Genomic DNA, 14,717 nt, shown 5'->3' with positions numbered 1-14,717 from the left:
CAGCCCCTTATTCTTTAGTTTTTCCCTTCACAAGTGAACGTACGTCGAAACCTAAATCTACGATGCCTAGCAATATCATAAAAGATGATAGTGGTAAGGCTAACAAAGTAGCTATCCATTTTACAGCATTCGGCATTCCCTTTTTAGAAATAAGGAAATGTATAAAGGAAATCCCCTGCAGGATTAATAATATCCATAAAACATAAGAAACATTTAAAACAATAACATCTAATGTAGATCCAGCTTCTGGACGCAGAAATAAGTTAATGCATAAAACAATCATGTAATACCATAAAATAGATCGTGGTAGACGCATATGTTGGAACGGGGCAAATTTCGGTACGTCTAAACCAAGACGTTTTAATACAGGTAAATTGAACGTCATGACAATAAATGCTGTCATAAATGCAGAGAGTGTTACTAATGCAGGTATTGTCAGTTCAGCTGTTTTTAACAGAGCCTCAATTAGCTCTGGCTGAAACGCTTCTTGACCTGTCATAGTTTTTGTCAGTTCATTTGATTGCTCATAACTTTCACGGAACAACTCCATGCTTATGTTAATCATATTGATACCAGTAAATTGAACATAGGCTACATAGACAATTGTCATTGATAGAAGAACAGCAACCCCAGATGACATGAATAGGTAAAGTTTGCTCTTCTTTTGATTAATTGCATTTCCTATTACGACACCAAGTAATGCCAATACAAAGGCAAATGGTAACATAATTAAGCCAGTTGTTAGAGTGGTTAAAATACAGCCTACTACTGCTACAAATACTGATGATGAACGCTTATAATTTGCGCTATACCAAGCAATCGGTAATGGGGCAAATAATAGACTTACTATAAGAATGAATGGTACATATGCAGAAATAAGCATAAGAAACGTAAAGATTGCGACCATCATTGAGCCATGTAAAAGCGCCTTTGTTTGATTATTCGGCATTGAAAACCTTCCTTTTTTCAGTCAATCTTACTGACCTTTATTGTACCATTTTTTTAGGTTATTGAACAAAAAACGCTAAGAACAACTGAATGCTTTGCCATTAATTTTGTAGAACCAATGACTAAAGCGTGAAATAAATAGCTATATAGGGAGATTTTTTACCGAAAAGGCATAACAAATTCATTATTTATGTTCTTATATATATTGTTGAAATTTTTCAACGATGCATACGACCGTTACTACTGCATGAAAAAAGGCTTTTAATCGAAATGATTATAAGCCGTTTGTTTTTAAAAATGTTACTTAGTCGATTGTTCTTCTCATTCATACGTTTTAGCAATTTGTTTCTCAATCTCTAACATTCATTTTTTCGTTATTCATGTCTCTTAAAAGTGTAATAAATTCTTATACTAATGGCAAATGGTAATATATAGAGTAATTACTGAGGTAAAATAAGGTCATCTCTATAGTATTAGAGATGACAAGATCAGCAACTCCAGTTTTATAAATAAAAAGGCACAACTAAAGTTAATTAAACCTCGTTGTGCCTTTATTATCTTATTTGTCTTCTGCTACGAATGGAAGTAATCCCATGATACGAGAAACTTTGATAGCTGAAGTTAATTTACGTTGGTACTTAGCGCTAGTGCCAGTTACGCGACGTGGTAAGATTTTACCGCGCTCAGAGATGAATTTTTTAAGTAAATCCACATCTTTATAGTCGATATTCGTAATGTTATTAGCAGTGAAGTAGCAAACTTTACGGCGTTTGCGGCCTCCGCGACGTGGTGCCATAGTATGTCTCCTCCTTATCATTTTTTATTTTAGAAGCATTAGAATGGTAAGTCATCCTCAGATACTTCTATCGGTCCTTTGCTATTAGCAAATGGATCCTCATCTACACGTGTATAATTCGGCTGATTCATAGGTGGTTGATTTTGCTGATAAGCATCGCCGCCAAATGAACCCTGCCCTGGCATAGCACCACCAAACTGTTGCTGTGGTTGTCCACCGCCATATGACGGTTGATTATTACCGTAAGTATTCTGCCCACCATATTGAGGAGCAGGAGCACCGCTAGTATTACGAGGCTCTAAAAACTGTACGCTATCTGCCACTACATCTGTTGTGTATACTCGTTTACCATCTTGTCCTTCATAGCTGCCTGTTTGAATGCGACCTTCCACTCCAATCAAACTTCCTTTTCGCATGAAGTTTGCTAAGTTTTCAGCCTGTTTGCGCCATGCAACACAGCTAATGAAATCAGCTTCGCGATCACCTTGTTGGTTTGAGAATGTTCGATTCACAGCAACTGTAAATCTTGTAGACGCAACACCATTAGGCGTATAGCGTAGCTCAGGATCTTTTGTTAGTCTTCCAACTAATACGACACGGTTTATCATCAGAAATGCAACCTCCTTTTCAGCATTTTGTTAAATGATTATGCTTCTTGGCGAACCGCAATGTGACGAATGATATCTTCGCTAATGTTAGCAAGACGTGTGTATTCGTTAATTGCTTCTGAAGTAGCGTTTACTTTCACGATTTGGTAGAAACCTTCGCGGAAGTCTTGAATTTCATAAGCTAAGCGGCGTTTGCCCCACTCTTTTGATTCGATGACTTCTGCACCGTTAGAAGTTAAGATTTCGTTGAAACGTTCAACTAAAGCTTTCTTCGCTTCGTCTTCAATGTTCGGACGTACGATGTACATTAATTCGTATTTTCTCATCTGTTTACACCTCCTTATGGACTGAGGCTCTCCTGTATACAGGGAGCAAGGAGCAAGTAATAATTATTACTCACATCAATGAATTGTAACATATAGATACATGTCTTTCAAGTCGCAACCAAACAATTCTTTCTATATAATGAACTTAATTCATGAATGAGAGGAGGATCTTCATGCTACCAGATAAAGAACCTATCGTAATCGAGTTGGATATAAAAAAACTAATGATGGATAATATTGTTGGTACAAGTGGTCTCGTCATATTATTTGTAGCTATTCAAGCTATTTGCTTTAAAGATTTTGATTTTTCATTTTGGAATATGATTATTGGATCTATCCTTTTTGTTATTCTGTATATTATTTTCATTGTCTTACATGAAGCCTTTCATTTAATTGGCTTTATGGTCTTTGGAGGCGTACCCTTTAAATCGTTAAAATATGGTCTGAATTTAGAACTTGGCATAGCGTACGCAACAACTGAACAACCGTTACCGAATCATGCAATGAAAAAAGCTTTATTACTTCCATTTTGGACAACTGGCGTTCTCCCGACAATTGCTGGTTTCTACGTTAACAGTACTGTTTTAGTATTAGTAGGTGCTTTTTTAATCGCTGGAGCAGTCGGTGATTTTTCCATGTATACAGAATTACGTAAATACCCAAAAAATGCGTTAATACAAGATGATCCTCATTTACCTAAGCTTTATGTATATTTGCCCGAGGAAAAGAAATAACTTTGCTGAGTGTCACGTGACAAATAGAATCTGCTTGTCCCCAAGCAGGTTCTATTTTTTAACACAAATTTATGGCGTTAAAAAACTATGCTGTGCAGCTGTATATAAATTTCTCCAAATACGATTAATGGAAGATGTCTCCGTAATTGCATCCATGCCAAGTCTACGTAGTAAGCTATTGGCAATGTCTACACAAGCCGCTGCACTATCTTTACTTATTCGTGAAAATTGTTGGAGTTGTTCTTCAGTCAACTCATGACCTTCTTTATGTTTTTGCCAGTATTCGTTCAACAGTAAATAATATCGCTCTTCAAGCTGTCTAAAGTTCTTCTGTTGCTGCATCAATAAAAATTGTATTGCACCCATACGTTCGGTACGGCTTGGATCATGCTTTCTTTGCTTTACTAAAATAGACGCCTCTTCTAAGAAATTTTCTGTTATCCCAAGACAAACACTTAGAAATGAGGCTTCTGCAAATGTTCCAAACGGAAAACTATGTACCGCACTTCCATACTTGTTTTTAATTATACCCAATTGGAATGTTTCCTCTTGTGGTACCCAAACATTTTGCACACGGATCGTATGGCTAGCTGTCGCTTTTAAGCCCATTGCTCGCCAATCATTAAGAATCTCTATTTGATCACGATTTACTGAACAACTAATTATTTCATCTGTTCTATTACCTTCATCCTCGACAAAGCAATTCATCGTAAAAGTTGTAGCATAATCTGATCCACTACAATACCTCCATTGACCAGTGACACGATAGCCCCCATCTATTTTTACTGCTACGCCAGTAGGATAGCCACTGCCTGCTATGACTGCATTTCTTGGTGAAAACATTTTTCCAACAACCCCTTTGTTCAATGTTGGAATAAACACGTTACCCCCTGTTCCTATTGTGACAAGCCAGCCAAAGTTACCATCAAGTGCAGACATCTGCTGAAATACTTTAATACCCTCTAGTAGATCTAAATCTTTACCGCCTAATTCCTTTGCGGTGAATAGCTTAAACAATTGATGCTCATAAATAAGATCTAATATGTCTTCTGGTAATTTACCTAACTCCTCCATTTCTAAACCACGATCTTTTATTTGTAATATGTTCATACTAATCCTCCTAATTGAAAATTCAGATAAAATTATATACAAAAAAAGGCAATCTTTTGAAAGATTGCCCCTGGCGTTTTTTACACATTGAAACGGAATAACATAATATCGCCGTCTTGTACAACATACTCTTTACCTTCAAGACGTACTTTCCCAGCTTCTTTAGCAGCAGGTTGAGAACCGGCTTCTACTAAATCTTCGAAAGCAACTGTTTCTGCACGAATAAATCCACGTTCAAAGTCTGTATGGATGATTCCTGCACATTGTGGTGCCTTCATACCTTTACGGAATGTCCATGCACGTACCTCTTGTACCCCGGCAGTGAAATAAGTTGCTAGCCCTAATAAATCATATGAAGTACGGATTAACTGGTCTAAACCAGATTCTTTAATACCTAGTTCTTCTAAGAACATTGATTTTTCTTCATCATCAAGCTCAGAAATTTCTTCCTCAATTTTTGCACAAATTGTGATAACTTGAGCTCCTTCAGCAGCTGCATACTCACGTACCTTTTGCACATATTCGTTATTATCTGCATCAGCTACTTCATCTTCTGAAACGTTTGCCACATAAAGCATAGGTTTAATTGTTAAAAGATGAAGTCCTTTAATAACCTTTAGCTCGTCTTCTGAAAGCTCTGCAGCGCGTGCTGGTCGACCGTTTTCTAATTGTTCTTTAACTTTCACAAGAATTGGTTCTTCGATCATGGCTTCTTTGTCTTTTTGCTTAGCCATTTTGCTAACACGTTGTAATCGCTTATCAACAGATTCTAAATCAGCAAGTGCAAGCTCTAAATTAATGACCTCAATATCGTCAATCGGATCAACTCCACCTGATACGTGCGTAATATTTTCATCAACAAAACAACGTACAACTTGGCAAATTGCATCTACTTCACGAATATGAGCAAGGAATTTGTTCCCTAACCCTTCACCCTTTGAAGCGCCTTTTACGATCCCAGCAATATCTGTAAACTCAAATGCTGTTGGTACTGTTTTTTTAGGTGTTACTAATTCTGTTAATTTATCTAAACGTGCATCTGGTACTTCAACAATACCGACGTTCGGATCGATTGTTGCGAATGGATAGTTTGCAGCCAATGCGCCCGCTTTTGTAATTGCGTTAAATAATGTTGATTTTCCAACGTTAGGTAAACCAACGATTCCAGCTGTTAATGCCATGTATAGACACAACCTTTCTATGATCTGTTCAAATTTGCTCTTAATAACGGATACTGTGAGGTTACAGAAATCCTCACTGATTCATCACTGTATAACCCTATCTATTATATTGATTCACTTCTAAAAAGTCTAATACACATCAATTTCGTCTTGGCATAATTGCGTCCGGATTTTGAATTGTGCCCGCACAATTCATTCCTTTCAAAATCCATGACATCCGCCGGAGGCTTTATCTTTATTCAGTGGGTGTCAGAACACCTACTGATTGAAGATAAAAACTAGTCCTCACTAGCCGAAATGATAACCTTTTTCATTTTTTTCTCAAATTCGCGGCGCGGAATCATGACACTATGCTGACAGCCTTCACATTTAATGCGTACATCCGCCCCCATCCGAATAATTTTCCATTCATTTGTACCGCATGGGTGCTGCTTTTTCATTTCAACAATATCGTTTAAACAAAATTTCTTTGCTTCCATATTACTCACTTCTCCCCTCTTCATTAACACCATAGAACATCATTTTCGGTTGAGCCATTGGTATATTATTTTCTTCAAAGAGTTTTGTAACATCACGACGAATCGTACGAGCCACTCCATGTTGTTGCTGTGGTAATGTTTCTGCGGCTATACGAATCGTTACCTCTGTCCCCTTAACATTTTGTACACCTAAAAAGACAGGTACTGCTACAAGCTCCTTATGAATTTCAGGTAAAGTATTTAAATACTTTTTAATAATAGATTCAGCTCTGTCAAAATTGGCATCGGTCGTCATTTGTAAATCTATATAAATTTTAGAGTTGTTGACAGAGTAATTGACAACCTCACCAATCGAACCATTCGGAATAATAAACTGCTCTCCTGTAGAACCATTAATCTTTGTCGTACGTAAACCGATTTCTACAACAGTTCCTTCAGCAGCATTTATTTTTATATAATCGCCAACACCAAATTGATCTTCAAAAATAATAAAGAATCCAGTAATGACATCTTTTACTAAACTTTGCGCACCAAAACCAATTGCTAAACCGACAATCCCTGCTCCTGCCAATAACCCTGCTATCTTAATCTCTAAGATAGAGAGAATAGCAACGATTGCTGAAAAATAAACAACATAGGAAATGACACTTTGTAATAATCTTGAAATTGTTGTTTGTCGACGTTCTGAATGATCTAATGGTGAACGCATACGCATTAAAAACACTTTTTTAATAAACTTCTTTCCTAATCGTACAGCTAGCCACGATGCAATCAAGATAATAGTAATCTTAACCGAAACTTTTGTTATATTTATCCAGAGTTCCTCTGACATCAGCTTATCCAAACCGTTTTTTAATACCCTTTCACTAAACCAATCCATTATTACCACCTCTTGAATAACTTGCTAAAAATTTGCGTATACTGCATAAAAATCGAGCACTTCTTACAAATAAAAAGGAAAGTGAGTTTTTTTATGAATACTATACCAAAATTGTTACTTCCTTATTCTCTTCATCATGAAAGTAAAAATATCGTTTGGCAGTTGAGTACATTATTTTTAGAACATATACCCTTTCATCATGAACGCCTTATTTTCTGTTGTATTGGAAGTGACCGTTGTACAGGTGATACACTTGGACCATTAACAGGTAGCTTTCTAAAAAAGTCTGTTAGTTTTCCATATGAAATTGTAGGCTCTTTAGACAATCCTTTGCATGCTCTTAATTTAGATACTACTATGCAACAGCTACACAATCATACTATAAAACCATTCATTATTGCGATTGATGCATGTCTTGGAAGTGAACAAAACGTTGGACATATTTCTGTACAGAATGGACCTATTTTTCCGGGGAAAGCTGTAAAAAAACAATTACCTCCCATCGGCGATATTTCCATTAAAGGAATAGTCAATGTTGGAGGCTTTATGGAAATGCTTGTTTTACAAAATACAAGACTTCATATTTCTTATGCAATGGCGGAAAAACTTTCAAGGGCTCTATTGCTCGCTACACATCGTTACTCACTAAAAAATATAGAAGATAGCAACCACAATACCGACAATGATGAGACCTGGCAACAAGTTAGCGGCCTTGATCTTAGTTAAGCCTGCTATATTTAAACCAATGGCAAAAATCATAACACCACCTACTGCAGTCATTTCTTGAATAAACATTTGTAGTGCAGCATCTGATATAAAAGAGCTAATAACGCCTGCAAAAAGTGCAATTAATCCTTGATAGACGAATACAGGTACTGCAGATAATAGCACGCCAATACCTAATGTAGATGTTAAGATTATCGATATAAATCCATCGATTAGTCCTTTCGTAATAAGTATATTATGATCGTTACGCAGACCACTATCGAGTGCACCAATGACGCCCATAGAGCCAACTACAAATATTAAAGATGCCGTTACAAAACCTTCTGCTATGCCAATTTGATTATTATCAGTTCGATTTTTACTAAATAAAGATTCTACCCATTTCCCAAGTCTATTCATTTGCTTATCTAAATCTAACCACTCGCCAATTACTGTACCTACCACTAAACTAATCATTAAAATAATAAAATTATCACTTTCAAAGCCCATTTTAATCCCTAAAAGTGCAACTGCTAAACCAATAATCGATAATACAGTAGATTTCATCGATTCAGGAATATTTTTAAAGATACGTCCTACTAATGCACCCGTCATAATAAGCAAAGCGTTAATTAATGCCCCTAGTAATACCACGTCCAAACCTTCCTTCTCTCTAGAAAAATAGAGAGCGCCTTGTAGTTCGGCGCTCTGATCACGTTATTGATATTTCTCTTATTCTTCCTCTTCCTGTAAATTTAATATTTCTAAAATACGTTCTAAATCATCTTCAGAGTAAAATTCAATTTCAATTTTCCCTTTATTATTAGATTTTCTAATTTGTACATTTGTTCCAAAGTAATCACGTAACTGTGTTTCCTTAGCTGCCACGAATATATCTTTTTTCTTTAGTTGAGTTGTTTCACGTGAAACTTCTTCATTCAAATTGTGTACTAACATTTCAACTTGCCGTACGTTTAAACCTTGTTTGATGACCTTATTTGCCACTTCTACTATTCTTCTTTTATTTTTCAATCCAAGTAACGCTCGTCCTTGCCCCATCGATAGTGTTCCATCATTCATAAACTCACGAACATCCTCTGGTAATGCAAGTAAACGAACATGATTGGCAATATGCGGTCTACTTTTCCCTAATCTTTTGGATAGCTCCTCCTGCGTTAAATGTAAGCTTTCCATTAAGCTTTGATATGCCTCAGCCTCTTCAATAACTGTCAAATCTTCACGCTGTAGATTTTCTAAAATAGCTAGTTCCATCATTTGCGCATCTGATAGCTCTTTTATAATAGCTGGAATAACCTCTAAACCTGCTAATTGAGTCGCTCTATAACGGCGTTCTCCGGCAACGATTTCATATTTACGCCCTTTTTTACGTACAGCAATTGGCTGTAAAATACCATGTTCCTGTATAGAGTCAGCTAATTCTTGTAAAGTTTCTTCATCAAAAATTTTACGAGGCTGAAATGGGTTTGCGATGATAAGCTCTAATTGTATTTCTTCCACTTGCCCACTTTGTTCTATAGACTCTCCAGGAAATAATGCACCTATGCCTCTTCCTAGACCTTTAGCCATTTTTAATCACTTCCCTCGCCATCTCTAAATACACTTCTGCACCTCTTGATTTTGCATCATAAATGATAATTGGCTGCCCATGACTTGGAGCCTCACTTAATCGCACATTACGAGGAATAATTGTTTTGTATACTTTATCTTGGAAATACTTTTTTACTTCATCAATAACTTGTAAGCCTAGGTTTGTTCGTGCATCAAGCATCGTCAACAATACGCCATCAATGTATAATTGCTGATTTAAATGTTTTTGCACTAAACGGACAGTTGATAACAACTGACTTAACCCCTCTAATGCGTAATATTCGCATTGTACAGGAATAATAAGCGCATCCGAAGCAGTTAAAGCATTAATTGTTAGTAGCCCTAACGAAGGCGGGCAATCAATAATAATATAATCATAGTTTTCTTTTACATCTTGAAGTGCGTGCTTTAAACGTACTTCTCTGGAAATTGTCGAAACTAATTCAATTTCTGCTCCTGCTAGTGAAATGGTTGCTGGAACAATTGCTAAGTTTTCGACATTTGTTTGTTGAATGACATTTTCAACGTTTTCATCATCAATTAATACATCATAAATGCAGCCTTGAAGTTCTCCTTTATTTACACCAAGTCCACTTGTTGTATTTCCTTGTGGATCAGTATCGATTAAGAGCACTTTCTTCCCTAAGTATGCTAGACAAGCGCTCAAATTGACCGATGTCGTTGTTTTTCCTACGCCACCCTTTTGATTGGCGATTGCTATAATTCTACCCATTTAAAAGCACCTGCTTTCATCTATCAAAGGTTCACTTTGACAAATCATTTGTAAAATCACTGATCAATTATGCCTCGGCATAATTGTGTCCGGATTCGGCTTTGTCAGTTAGCCGTTTTCGCATAGATGCGATGATTTTAGGCTAACATCCTTTATTAACTCCTTTCCGAATCCGTGACATCCGCCGGAGGTTTTGGGCCAACAGATGTTTTTTGCGCGAAAGCGTAGTGCTAACGCAGCGTCAGCAGCAAGATGTTGGTCTCTCAGTCGTTGCCACAGGACGTGGCGTTCTTAGACTGAGTTCCTCTATTTCAGCGGATGGTTGGACACCCCACCCGCGAAAAATAACTTAGACCCGCATTCATCTTACCACTTATAGAGGTGAGAGACTTCTGTAACTGCCGTTTCACTTTCGTGACAAAAAACACTTGCTCCAAAGAAGTTAAATATCTCTATCTAACTTTCATTCTATCAAAAAAACAGAAAATAGTTGTATAAAATATTAAGAATATATGCAAAAAAGGAGACATCTCCCAGAATTATTACTGAGATGCCTCCTCCTTACAGAGATATATAAGTAGTTCATCATCATATCACGAGGTTGAATTTCGTTCCGACTGGATACTTCCCTGGGGGCGTTTATCCTCCACTCCAATCAACTTATAGAAATATCATCCTTTGATGATGCTATAAAAGCCAATTCTTTATTTTTCTAATATAACTTCAATCACTACTTAAGACTTTTTCTTTTTAGGTATTTTCACTGTAATTTGATAATATTCCTCTGTGTCTTCTTCTTCGGTCTTAACTGTTATACCGCTCTTTGTTACCATAGATAACGATTGTTTAATCGTATTTAAAGCAATGCGTACGTCTTTACTAATGGCCTTACGTTTCGGCTTTACTTTCTTTGGCTCCGCTTCTTCTTGAGCTACTACCTCCGGATGTAATAAAACATAAATCTGTTCTTCTAACTGGCGAACATTCCAATCATTTTCAATCGTTTGTTGTAAAACTTCTAACTGTAATGGCCGATCTTTAATTGCAATTAATGCACGTGCATGTCGTTCAGAGATTTCACGCTTCAAAATAGCTTGCTGCACTTCTTCAGGAAGCTTTAGTAAACGTAATTTATTGGCTACCGTGGATTGTCCTTTTCCAAGTCGTTGGGCCAGAGCCTCTTGTGTCAGCTCATGAAGCTCTAATAATTTTTGATAGGCAACAGCTTCTTCAATTGCTGTTAATTCCTCACGCTGTAGGTTCTCGATTAACGCGATAGAGGCCGTTTCCTTATCAGTTAAATTTCTTATAATTGCCGGGACTTCTGTCCATTGTAGCTTTTTCATTGCTCGATAGCGACGCTCACCAGCAATGATTTCATATTGATTTTCTGCTGTTTTACGTACAACAATTGGCTGAATTACACCATGTGTATGAATGGTTCTTGATAATTCTTCAATTTTTTCATCATCAAAAATAGTACGTGGCTGAAAACGGTTAGGTACAATTTGATCAATAGGCAGCTTTATAACTTCTTCTGCTGCATGAACCGTCTCTGCTTGTTCTACTTCATTTTTCACAATAGGCTCAGTTTTATTTCCGCCTCCAAAAAAACGTGAAAAAGGACTTTTCATCCAAGTGGCACCACCTTTAAGTAACTATCTTGCTCTGTTTCATTCTATTATTATTTATTATATTTCTTAAAATGTATATAGTTCGTAGATGTCATTTGCGTGAACCATCCATAACTAGTATGTATGCTCAAAATAGAAAAAATATTTTCTACTTTGAGAAGTTTCACATGAAACACTAATTATTGAATTGGTGTTTTATTTGGTACACCTGGTTTTCGCGGGTATTTTTTCGGTGTTCCTTTTATTTTATCAAAGATATATAACATGCGGTCACTTTCTTCAACAGGTAGTAGGAAAGAAAATTCTTCTTTTAGTGCAACCCCTAATGTGGCCAATGCTTTTTTTGCATCTTTTAATTCTTCCGCACCAGCAGCCGCTTTTAAAGCAACAAAATAGCCACCTTGCTTCGCTAGTGGTACACATAACTCCGATAAGACTGATAATCGGGCTACCGCACGAGCTGTTACAACATCAAACTGTTCACGATATTTCGCATTTTGTGCAAATTCCTCTGCACGGGCATGTACGAAATTCATATTATCTAATTGTAACTCATCACTTAAATGATTTAAAAATGTAATTCTTTTATTTAAAGAATCGACAATTGTTACATGTAAATGTGGGAAGCAGATTTTAATTGGAATACTTGGGAAACCAGCACCTGCTCCAACATCACAAACTGTCGTCACTTTTGAAAAATCAAAATAAAAAGAGGCACTAATCGAATCATAAAAGTGCTTTAAATAAACTCCTTCTAAATCCGTAATAGCAGTTAAGTTCATCTTTTCATTCCACTCAACAAGTAACTCAAAGTATTTTTTGAATTGAGCCATCTGCTTTTCAGAGAGTTCAATGCCCTTTTCCTTCAGATCCTCGATAAATTGTTGTTCGTTCATGTAAAGTCTCCTTTTTCTAACTGGCTTTACTATCCCTATTTTTGATTTGTAAGCATGTACTCGTTCCCATTTACAAATCAACTATATAAAAATAAGACTAGCCTTAAAAATAGGAAGCGGGCACAAAGGTATGCCCGCCTCTTATTCACTTTACTGTTGTTAATTATTCGCCGCTGACACGTGCAATTTTACCTTGCTCTATATAAACAAGTAATATTGAAATATCTGCTGGGTTTACACCAGAGATTCGCGATGCTTGGGCAATGGAAAGTGGTATAACTTGTTTTAATTTTTGTCTAGCTTCTGTTGCTAGACCTGAAATAGCGTCATAATCAATATTTTCAGGGATTTTTTTATTTTCCATTTTATGAAGCTTCTCAACTTGTTGCAATGCTTTTTCAATATAACCTTCATACTTAAGCTGAATTTCAATTTGTTCCTTCACTTCATCCGAAAACTCTATGTCTGCTGGAATTAACGAAGAAATTAACGCATAATGCATTTCTGTACGTTTTAATAAATCTGCTCCACGGATACCATCTTTTAGCTCACTACCACCTACAGAGCGAATAGTAGCTTGTGTTGCTTCATTTGGTTTAATAATCACTTCACGGAGACGTGCAATTTCGTTTTCAATCAGCTCTTTTTTCTCATTGAATGCTGCATATCTTCCTTCAGTAATCATTCCTATATTATAACCTAGCTCTACCAAACGTAAATCAGCGTTATCATGACGAAGTAGTAAACGATATTCCGCACGAGATGTTAATAAGCGATACGGTTCATTTGTTCCTTTAGTTACTAAATCATCAATTAATACGCCAATATAAGCATCCGAGCGGCTTAAAATTAATTCTTGTTTACCAAGCACATTAGCAGCAGCATTTACCCCAGCCATTAAGCCTTGAGCAGCCGCTTCCTCGTAACCTGATGTTCCATTAATTTGACCAGCTGTATATAAACCTTTAATACGTTTTGTTTCTAAAGTTGGCCACAATTGTGTTGGCACAATTGCATCGTACTCAATAGCATAGCCAGCACGCATCATTTCTGCTTTTTCTAAGCCTGGAATTGATTTTAGTAAACGCGTTTGCACATGCTCTGGTAAGCTAGTTGATAAACCTTGTACATATACTTCACGTGTATTGCGACCTTCTGGCTCTAAGAAAATTTGGTGGCGCGGTTTATCGTTAAATCGCACAACCTTGTCTTCAATAGAAGGGCAATAACGTGGACCCGTACCTTTAATCATCCCTGAATACATCGGTGAAAGATGTAAGTTCTCCTCGATAATTTCATGTGTTTCTAGGCTTGTATAAGTTAACCAGCAAGGTAGCTGATCCATGATGAATTCAGTTGTTTCAAAGCTGAAAGCACGTGGAACATCATCCCCTGGTTGAATCTCTGTTTTATCATAATCAATTGTTCGGTTATTCACTCGTGGTGGTGTACCTGTTTTAAAACGCACAAGGTCAAAACCAAGCTCTTTTAAGTTATCAGCTAAACGAATTGACGGTTGTTGGTTATTAGGACCACTTGAATATTTTACGTCACCAATAATGATTTCACCACGAAGGAATGTACCTGTTGTGATAACAACTGTTTTAGCGCGATAAATAGCACCAATTTGTGTAATAACACCTTTTACTTCCCCGTTTTCAATGATTAGCTCTTCCACCATTCCTTGGTGAATTGTTAAATTTTCAGTTTCCTCCAACACACGTTTCATTTCTTGTTGGTATAAAACTTTGTCCGCTTGTGCACGTAATGCACGCACAGCAGGGCCTTTCCCTGTATTTAACATCCGCATTTGAATATGCGTTTTATCAATAACTTTCCCCATGACGCCACCTAATGCGTCAATTTCTCGTACTACGATTCCTTTGGCAGGACCACCAATGGAAGGATTGCATGGCATAAATGCAATCATATCTACATTGATTGTTAACATCAGTGTGTTAGCACCCATTTTGGCAGCAGCATGTGCAGCTTCAGAACCTGCGTGACCTGCGCCAATTACGATAACATCAAACGTGCCTGCCTCATAATTTGTTGGCATAGCTCGTATCTTCCTTTCTT

The 14,717-nt window shown here is 36.8% G+C and carries 16 protein-coding genes; 2 read left to right on the top strand and 14 right to left on the bottom strand.

Annotation, left to right across the window (positions count from 1 at the left end; translation table 11 throughout):
- Positions 1-7: 7 nt before the first annotated feature.
- The 4 genes from C7Y47_RS18130 to rpsF all read right to left on the bottom strand — a co-directional run bounded on the left by C7Y47_RS18130 (position 8) and on the right by rpsF (position 2,678).
- Positions 8-949 carry a YybS family protein gene (locus tag C7Y47_RS18130; protein WP_142510032.1) on the bottom strand — a complete coding sequence of 314 codons (942 nt, stop codon included), beginning with the start codon at positions 947-949 and terminating at the stop codon, positions 8-10.
- A 558-nt stretch (positions 950-1,507) separates the two neighbouring features.
- Positions 1,508-1,744 carry a 30S ribosomal protein S18 gene (gene rpsR / locus C7Y47_RS18125; protein WP_049662616.1) on the bottom strand — a complete coding sequence of 79 codons (237 nt, stop codon included), beginning with the start codon at positions 1,742-1,744 and terminating at the stop codon, positions 1,508-1,510.
- Between the two features lie 38 nt (positions 1,745-1,782).
- A complete protein-coding gene (ssb, locus tag C7Y47_RS18120; protein ID WP_142510031.1) occupies positions 1,783-2,352 on the bottom strand; it encodes a single-stranded DNA-binding protein in 570 nt (189 codons plus the stop codon).
- Between the two features lie 38 nt (positions 2,353-2,390).
- On the bottom strand, positions 2,391-2,678 hold the full coding sequence (gene rpsF, locus C7Y47_RS18115) for a 30S ribosomal protein S6 (protein WP_053482932.1): 288 nt from the start codon (positions 2,676-2,678) through the stop codon (positions 2,391-2,393).
- Between the two features lie 173 nt (positions 2,679-2,851).
- On the opposite strand from rpsF, the gene C7Y47_RS18110 reads away from it, so the two are divergent.
- Positions 2,852-3,412, top strand: coding sequence for a DUF3267 domain-containing protein (locus C7Y47_RS18110; RefSeq protein ID WP_142510030.1), 561 nt, complete (start codon positions 2,852-2,854; stop codon positions 3,410-3,412).
- Between the two features lie 69 nt (positions 3,413-3,481).
- On the opposite strand, the gene C7Y47_RS18105 is transcribed toward C7Y47_RS18110, so the two are convergent.
- From C7Y47_RS18105 to C7Y47_RS18090, 4 genes are all read right to left on the bottom strand, one after another.
- A complete protein-coding gene (locus tag C7Y47_RS18105) occupies positions 3,482-4,522 on the bottom strand; it encodes an acyl-CoA dehydrogenase (RefSeq protein ID WP_142510029.1) in 1,041 nt (346 codons plus the stop codon).
- 80 nt (positions 4,523-4,602) lie between these two features.
- Positions 4,603-5,703, bottom strand: a complete 1,101-nt coding sequence (ychF, locus tag C7Y47_RS18100; RefSeq protein ID WP_132362505.1) for a redox-regulated ATPase YchF — start codon at positions 5,701-5,703, stop codon at positions 4,603-4,605.
- A gap of 278 nt (positions 5,704-5,981) precedes the next feature.
- On the bottom strand, positions 5,982-6,182 hold the full coding sequence (locus C7Y47_RS18095) for a DUF951 domain-containing protein (protein WP_142510080.1): 201 nt from the start codon (positions 6,180-6,182) through the stop codon (positions 5,982-5,984).
- 1 nt (position 6,183) lies between these two features.
- Positions 6,184-7,062 carry a mechanosensitive ion channel family protein gene (locus C7Y47_RS18090; RefSeq protein WP_142510028.1) on the bottom strand — a complete coding sequence of 293 codons (879 nt, stop codon included), beginning with the start codon at positions 7,060-7,062 and terminating at the stop codon, positions 6,184-6,186.
- Between the two features lie 93 nt (positions 7,063-7,155).
- On the opposite strand from C7Y47_RS18090, the gene yyaC reads away from it, so the two are divergent.
- Positions 7,156-7,788 carry a spore protease YyaC gene (gene yyaC, locus C7Y47_RS18085; RefSeq protein WP_142510027.1) on the top strand — a complete coding sequence of 211 codons (633 nt, stop codon included), beginning with the start codon at positions 7,156-7,158 and terminating at the stop codon, positions 7,786-7,788.
- Here yyaC and C7Y47_RS18080 read toward each other — a convergent pair.
- The 6 genes from C7Y47_RS18080 to mnmG all read right to left on the bottom strand — a co-directional run bounded on the left by C7Y47_RS18080 (position 7,708) and on the right by mnmG (position 14,697).
- Positions 7,708-8,421 (bottom strand): DUF554 domain-containing protein, encoded by a 714-nt coding sequence (locus C7Y47_RS18080; RefSeq protein WP_142510026.1) that lies wholly within the window; start codon positions 8,419-8,421, stop codon positions 7,708-7,710. The two genes, yyaC and C7Y47_RS18080, sit on opposite strands and share 81 nt — an antisense overlap.
- Positions 8,422-8,499: 78 nt before the next feature.
- The gene (locus C7Y47_RS18075) at positions 8,500-9,354 is read right to left on the bottom strand and encodes a ParB/RepB/Spo0J family partition protein (protein ID WP_142510025.1); all 855 of its coding nucleotides are present in this window, start codon (positions 9,352-9,354) and stop codon (positions 8,500-8,502) included.
- Positions 9,347-10,108 (bottom strand): ParA family protein, encoded by a 762-nt coding sequence (locus C7Y47_RS18070; RefSeq protein WP_142510024.1) that lies wholly within the window; start codon positions 10,106-10,108, stop codon positions 9,347-9,349. The genes C7Y47_RS18075 and C7Y47_RS18070 overlap by 8 nt, the downstream gene beginning before the upstream one ends.
- A gap of 734 nt (positions 10,109-10,842) precedes the next feature.
- Positions 10,843-11,742 carry a nucleoid occlusion protein gene (gene noc, locus C7Y47_RS18065; RefSeq protein ID WP_142510023.1) on the bottom strand — a complete coding sequence of 300 codons (900 nt, stop codon included), beginning with the start codon at positions 11,740-11,742 and terminating at the stop codon, positions 10,843-10,845.
- A gap of 179 nt (positions 11,743-11,921) precedes the next feature.
- Positions 11,922-12,638 carry a 16S rRNA (guanine(527)-N(7))-methyltransferase RsmG gene (rsmG, locus tag C7Y47_RS18060; protein ID WP_142510022.1) on the bottom strand — a complete coding sequence of 239 codons (717 nt, stop codon included), beginning with the start codon at positions 12,636-12,638 and terminating at the stop codon, positions 11,922-11,924.
- A 163-nt stretch (positions 12,639-12,801) separates the two neighbouring features.
- Positions 12,802-14,697, bottom strand: a complete 1,896-nt coding sequence (gene mnmG / locus C7Y47_RS18055) for a tRNA uridine-5-carboxymethylaminomethyl(34) synthesis enzyme MnmG (protein ID WP_142510021.1) — start codon at positions 14,695-14,697, stop codon at positions 12,802-12,804.
- Positions 14,698-14,717 lie beyond the last annotated feature (20 nt).

Origin of the sequence: Lysinibacillus sphaericus (genome assembly GCF_006864135.1) — a bacterium.
Lineage (GTDB): Bacteria > Bacillota > Bacilli > Bacillales_A > Planococcaceae > Lysinibacillus.
This window is presented reverse-complemented; position numbering and strand designations above follow the sequence as displayed.

Bases quoted from the DNA above. Each gene is read 5' to 3' on its own strand.
- rpsF (WP_053482932.1), bottom strand. From the start codon at position 2,678: ATGAGAAAATACGAATTAATGTACATCGTACGTCCGAACATTGAAGAC.
- C7Y47_RS18105 (WP_142510029.1), bottom strand. From the start codon at position 4,522: ATGAACATATTACAAATAAAAGATCGTGGTTTAGAAATGGAGGAGTTA.
- C7Y47_RS18075 (WP_142510025.1), bottom strand. From the start codon at position 9,354: ATGGCTAAAGGTCTAGGAAGAGGCATAGGTGCATTATTTCCTGGAGAG.
- rsmG (WP_142510022.1), bottom strand. From the start codon at position 12,638: ATGAACGAACAACAATTTATCGAGGATCTGAAGGAAAAGGGCATTGAA.
- C7Y47_RS18110 (WP_142510030.1), top strand. From the start codon at position 2,852: ATGCTACCAGATAAAGAACCTATCGTAATCGAGTTGGATATAAAAAAA.
- ychF (WP_132362505.1), bottom strand. From the start codon at position 5,703: ATGGCATTAACAGCTGGAATCGTTGGTTTACCTAACGTTGGAAAATCA.
- ssb (WP_142510031.1), bottom strand. From the start codon at position 2,352: ATGATAAACCGTGTCGTATTAGTTGGAAGACTAACAAAAGATCCTGAG.
- noc (WP_142510023.1), bottom strand. From the start codon at position 11,742: ATGAAAAGTCCTTTTTCACGTTTTTTTGGAGGCGGAAATAAAACTGAG.
- C7Y47_RS18090 (WP_142510028.1), bottom strand. From the start codon at position 7,062: ATGGATTGGTTTAGTGAAAGGGTATTAAAAAACGGTTTGGATAAGCTG.
- C7Y47_RS18070 (WP_142510024.1), bottom strand. From the start codon at position 10,108: ATGGGTAGAATTATAGCAATCGCCAATCAAAAGGGTGGCGTAGGAAAA.
- yyaC (WP_142510027.1), top strand. From the start codon at position 7,156: ATGAATACTATACCAAAATTGTTACTTCCTTATTCTCTTCATCATGAA.
- C7Y47_RS18095 (WP_142510080.1), bottom strand. From the start codon at position 6,182: ATGGAAGCAAAGAAATTTTGTTTAAACGATATTGTTGAAATGAAAAAG.
- mnmG (WP_142510021.1), bottom strand. From the start codon at position 14,697: ATGCCAACAAATTATGAGGCAGGCACGTTTGATGTTATCGTAATTGGC.
- C7Y47_RS18130 (WP_142510032.1), bottom strand. From the start codon at position 949: ATGCCGAATAATCAAACAAAGGCGCTTTTACATGGCTCAATGATGGTC.
- rpsR (WP_049662616.1), bottom strand. From the start codon at position 1,744: ATGGCACCACGTCGCGGAGGCCGCAAACGCCGTAAAGTTTGCTACTTC.